The 4,531-nt window shown below is 52.2% G+C and carries 3 protein-coding genes; all 3 read right to left on the reverse strand.

Features of this window, described 5'->3' with window-relative positions; genetic code table 11:
• Window positions 1-974: 974 nt before the first annotated feature.
• Window positions 975-2,549, reverse strand: coding sequence for a ribonuclease Y (gene rny / locus B2Y11_RS01630; RefSeq protein WP_291055333.1), 1,575 nt, complete (start codon window positions 2,547-2,549; stop codon window positions 975-977).
• Window positions 2,550-2,926: 377 nt separating this feature from the next.
• Window positions 2,927-3,232 (reverse strand): hypothetical protein, encoded by a 306-nt coding sequence (locus B2Y11_RS01635; RefSeq protein ID WP_291055336.1) that lies wholly within the window; start codon window positions 3,230-3,232, stop codon window positions 2,927-2,929.
• The gene (locus B2Y11_RS01640; protein ID WP_291055339.1) at window positions 3,229-3,930 is read right to left on the reverse strand and encodes an MBL fold metallo-hydrolase; all 702 of its coding nucleotides are present in this window, start codon (window positions 3,928-3,930) and stop codon (window positions 3,229-3,231) included. Before B2Y11_RS01640 ends, B2Y11_RS01635 begins: the two co-directional genes overlap by 4 nt.
• Window positions 3,931-4,531 lie beyond the last annotated feature (601 nt).

Consider the following 4,531-nt stretch of genomic DNA (forward strand, 5'->3'; position numbering starts at 1 on the left):
CAGGTTGTGTAGAAAGGTTGTGTAAAAGGGTTCAAAGGGTTCAGAAGGTTCAGCGGGGAAGGTTGACGGGGCCTTTGGCCCCGAAGGTTGTGTAGAAGGGTTATGTTCGCTTCGCTCAGGGGGCGACAGCGGCTTCGCCGCTGAGGGTGGTGGATTGCCGCTGGTGCGGCAATAAGTATAAAGTCAGCGTTACGGGACTTGCATTTGTGCCACTATGGCTCCCCCGTCATTTCGAGCGGTGATAAGCGCCCTATATGAATCTGCCTTACATGGAGCCAGTGAAAGGGAGCCCTCAAATCTCACTGCAGAATGCTGTCTTGCGGCAGTCAGTTCAGCATAGAGTATCATTTCTGCGCTTACCCTCGTACACCCTTTCCCGCTGCGCGGGCCTTCCCCTCAAGGGGAAACAAGGGTTAGCGGCGGAGCTTGCTATGTGCTGCTTGAGTCCCGCCAAGCATTCTGCTGAATTTGCCACCTCCGGTGGCATTTCCCCCTTTGGTGCCTTACGGCACCACCTTTCTCCACGGGAAAGCGTCTCACTTGGTTCTCAGGTCGCTATCACTCCCCTACGAACCAAGTTCGCTTGCCACCCCGCTGTGCGGGGTAAGTCCCGCGGAGCGGGCAAGGGGGAACGCTTTTCCCTCGCCCGCAAGGGCGGTTGTATGGTTTTATCATAATGGCGCCCTTTATTTTTTTAGGGGCGCCCACCAAGACCTTTGCTCCCTGAGCGACAGCGACGCAACCCTTGGCCCGTGCGTTAGCAGAGGGGCATATGGCCCTCTGCGGCCTACGGCCGCAGGCCCCTTCGGGAATACAGACCAGCCCACTAAATCGGTTTTATACAAACTGGCGCCCTTCATTATTTAAGAGGCACCCACCAAGGCCGATAGCCGATAGCCGATAGCCCCATGCTTTCATGGCAAAAGCAAAAAGCTGTGAGGAAATGCAGGGCATTTCTTCACAGCTTTTTTAGATTATTTGGCAAAATCGGTGGCTCTGGTTTCGCGAATAACCACTACTTTGACCTGTCCCGGGTACTGCAGTTCTTTTTCGATTCTGGCTGCAATATCATGGGCCAGGATGGTAGACTGGTCTTCCGATACCTTTTCCGGTTTCACAATGACTCTCAGTTCGCGGCCTGCCTGGATGGCATAGCAGTTGTCCACGCCAGGGAAGGATTTGGCAATGTCTTCCAGTTTGGTGAGACGTTTGATATAGTTTTCCAGGGTTTCGCGGCGGGCGCCGGGGCGGGCAGCGGAAATGGCGTCGGCTGCTGCCACCAGTACGGACTCCACGCAGGTGGCTTCCGTGTCTCCGTGGTGGGAGGCGATGGCATTGATAACTTCCGGCGGTTCATGGTATTTCTGGGCCAGTTCTACGCCCAGTTCCACATGGGTGCCTTCCTGTTCACGGTCTACGGCCTTGCCGATATCATGGAGGAGACCTGCCCTTCTGGCCAGTTCCACATTGGCCCCCACTTCGCCGGCCATAATGCCTGCAAAGTAGGATGTATCAATACAGTGCTGCAGCACATTCTGCCCATAGCTTGTCCGGTACTTCAGACGGCCCAGGATTTTTACCAGTTCCGGATTCATACCCCGGATACCGCACTCCATAACAGCCTGTTCACCGGCTTCGCGAATAGCCTTATCCACATCTTTCTTTGTCTTGGCCACCACTTCTTCAATCCGTGCCGGATGGATTCGTCCATCCTTCACAAGGCTTTCCAATGCCAGCCTTGCCACCTCACGGCGGATAGGATCGAAGCAGGAAAGAATGACCGCTTCCGGTGTGTCGTCGATGATGAGATCTACGCCGGTCAGGGTTTCGATGGCGCGGATGTTACGACCTTCGCGGCCGATGATACGGCCCTTCATTTCTTCGTTGGGCAGGGATACCACGGAAACGGTGGTTTCGGAAACCGTATCTGCAGCGTTGCGCTGGATAGCGGCGGCAATGATTTCCCTTGCCTTCACGTCGGCAGTGCTCTTGGCTTCTTCCACAGCGCTGCGGATGCGGACTGCCTTTTCATGGGTCAGTTCTTCATCCACTCTGGAAAGAATCATATCCTTGGCCTGTTCGCTGGAGAGCTGGGAGATTTCTTCCAGCTTTTTCTGCTGCTGTTCATAGAGACCGTTCAGCTTTTCTTTCTGCGCTTTTACCTGGTTTTCCTTTTTGTCCAGCTGGGATTCCCGCTGTTCCAGGTTGCCGCTTCTCCAGTCCAGATTATTTTCCTTCTGGACCAGTCGCTGTTCGTACTTCTGCAGCTCATCACGGCGCTGTTTGTTCTCCTGCTCCACATCTTCACGAAGTTTGTGGATTTCTTCACGGGTCTGTACAAGGGTTTCCTTCTTCAGCGTTTCCGCTTCCCTGGACGCATTGTCCAGCATTTTCTTGGCCTCTTCGCCGATCTGGCGGGCCTTCTCTTCTGCAGAGCCGATGCGGGCTTCCGCAATGCGCTTGCGGAGCATGTAACCGATGCCGGCGCCTACAGCTGCCGCCACGATGCAGCCCACAATGACGTAAAGTAAAACTTCATCCAGTGTCAAATGATTCACCTCTCTCTTTCTGATATTTCTATATCCACAAGATAAAAAATAAACAAAGCATCCCCCGCTGGGAGATACAGGAAAAAATCCTTCCTTTCTTCTTTGGATTCTCCTGTAAACACGCAAAAAGGAAATCCAATCAATAGCAGAAGGAGTATTTCTCCAGGCTGAAACAGATGGATTTCCTTATTGAATGAATATTTTATCCCATAGGGAGAAAGCCCCCGCCAATTTCATACTGTGCAGGAGCTTTATATATAAAATCAGAATCAAACCTTAAAAGGAATGTTCACTTGGTTCAGCACCTGTTTCCATTCTAAAATTTTTATAAATTATTGTCAAGTTGCCGAAACCGTGGAAATGATGAAATTCACTGATTAATCCTTCCGTCCGCCGCCGAACATGGACCACACCATCAGTGCGGCGAAAGCGGCCCAGGACATGAGGTAGGAAAGGATGCCCAGGTCGGTTAGGATATTAATCACCGTGAGCCCTGCCATGAAAAGGATATTTCCTCTTTTTTCCACGTAAGGGTCTCTCCGGATAAGGATAAAAGCAATGATAAAGATGAGGATATTCACCACCAGCACGGCGGGAAAATAAATCAGAAGGGGCACCATCTGGAGGATGAAACTTCCTACCAGCATGAGCAGCATAATGTAAATCCAGGTCATGGAAATCATAATGTTTTCCTCACAGTATCTCCGTCGCCGGCAGGAATCCACATTTCCTGGTCCGGAAAGAGCCAGTGGAACTCATAAGACGGCGCCCAGCGCTGTCCAAAGGCATGCATGGGAACAAGAAGACCGGCGGTGAAATGGGAAAGATACTGCTTTACGCCCCACTCCCTTGCCACCTGCTGTCTGGCGTCCACAGGAATAAAGGCCAGATCCACCGCTTTCTCCTTAATCAGAGAAAGCTCATGGAAGAAACCGTCCCGGGCGTCCCAATTATCCCCGTCTCCCTCCCCTGCCCAGTGCCACCAGTTCAGGTCGCCGGCATGGAAAATACGAAGGCCCTCGGCTTCCACCATGAAAGAACCGCCTGCATCGGTGGATCCATACATATGTACCGAAAGAGGGCCCTCTTCCACACTGTCCCCCACGTCCATCATATGGAGAAGACTGTCATTCTGGAGGACCAGCCGGCAGTCCCGGTGAAGGAAATAACCGGACACCCGGTCTTCAAATTTCCGGATAGCCGGATTGAAATGATCCCCATGCACATGGGAAACAAAGAAATAGACCGCCTTATCCGTCTCCTGCAGCTTTTTCTCCACATGACCCGCCGGGTCCAGATAATAGTCAAAAACAAGAATCACTTTCTCCAGCTCCACCATAAATCCGCTGTGATGAAGGAAATATAAATTCACCGGTTTCATACATTCTCCTTTCCTGAAAAGGAACTGATATTTCATCTATTTTTTTGTATCAGCCAATAAAATTTAACTTGTATGTGCCTCTTATAAAGAAGCTGTATAATAATTATATCATATGGGGCCGCACTGCGGCCCCGGGTTCAGAGAGTTCCCTCCCCATCACTTATTGTCCCACCGCTTGCGGGGGGAAGGTGGTGCGTCAGCACCAAAGGGGGGCGGGCCCGCAGGGCCCGTGGGGACAGAAAGGGTTCAGAGGGTTCAGAGGGGAAGGATTGCCGCCTTTGGCGGCAATAATTATAAAGTCAGCGTTACGGGATTACCCTCCTGCTGCTTAAGTCCCGCTAAACATAGCGATGAATTGGCCACCTCCGGTGGCCAGCCCCTATCCCGCTTCGCGGGACTCCCCCCCTATTCAGGGGGGAGAATAAACCTCTCTACGCTTTTCTGCAGAGTCATGTGATGTGACACGTTGGTAAGCGTCCATAGTTCCCCCAGCTCTGCTGGGAGAAAGGTGGTGCCATAAGCCACCAAAGGGGGCCGCATTTCCATCGGGCGTCAGCCCGGTTGTATGGTTTTCCTGGCTCACTAGGGAAGCGCTGATTAA

This window comes from Dialister sp. UBA1703 (genome assembly GCA_002320515.1).
Taxonomy (GTDB): Bacteria; Bacillota; Negativicutes; order Veillonellales; family Dialisteraceae; genus Dialister.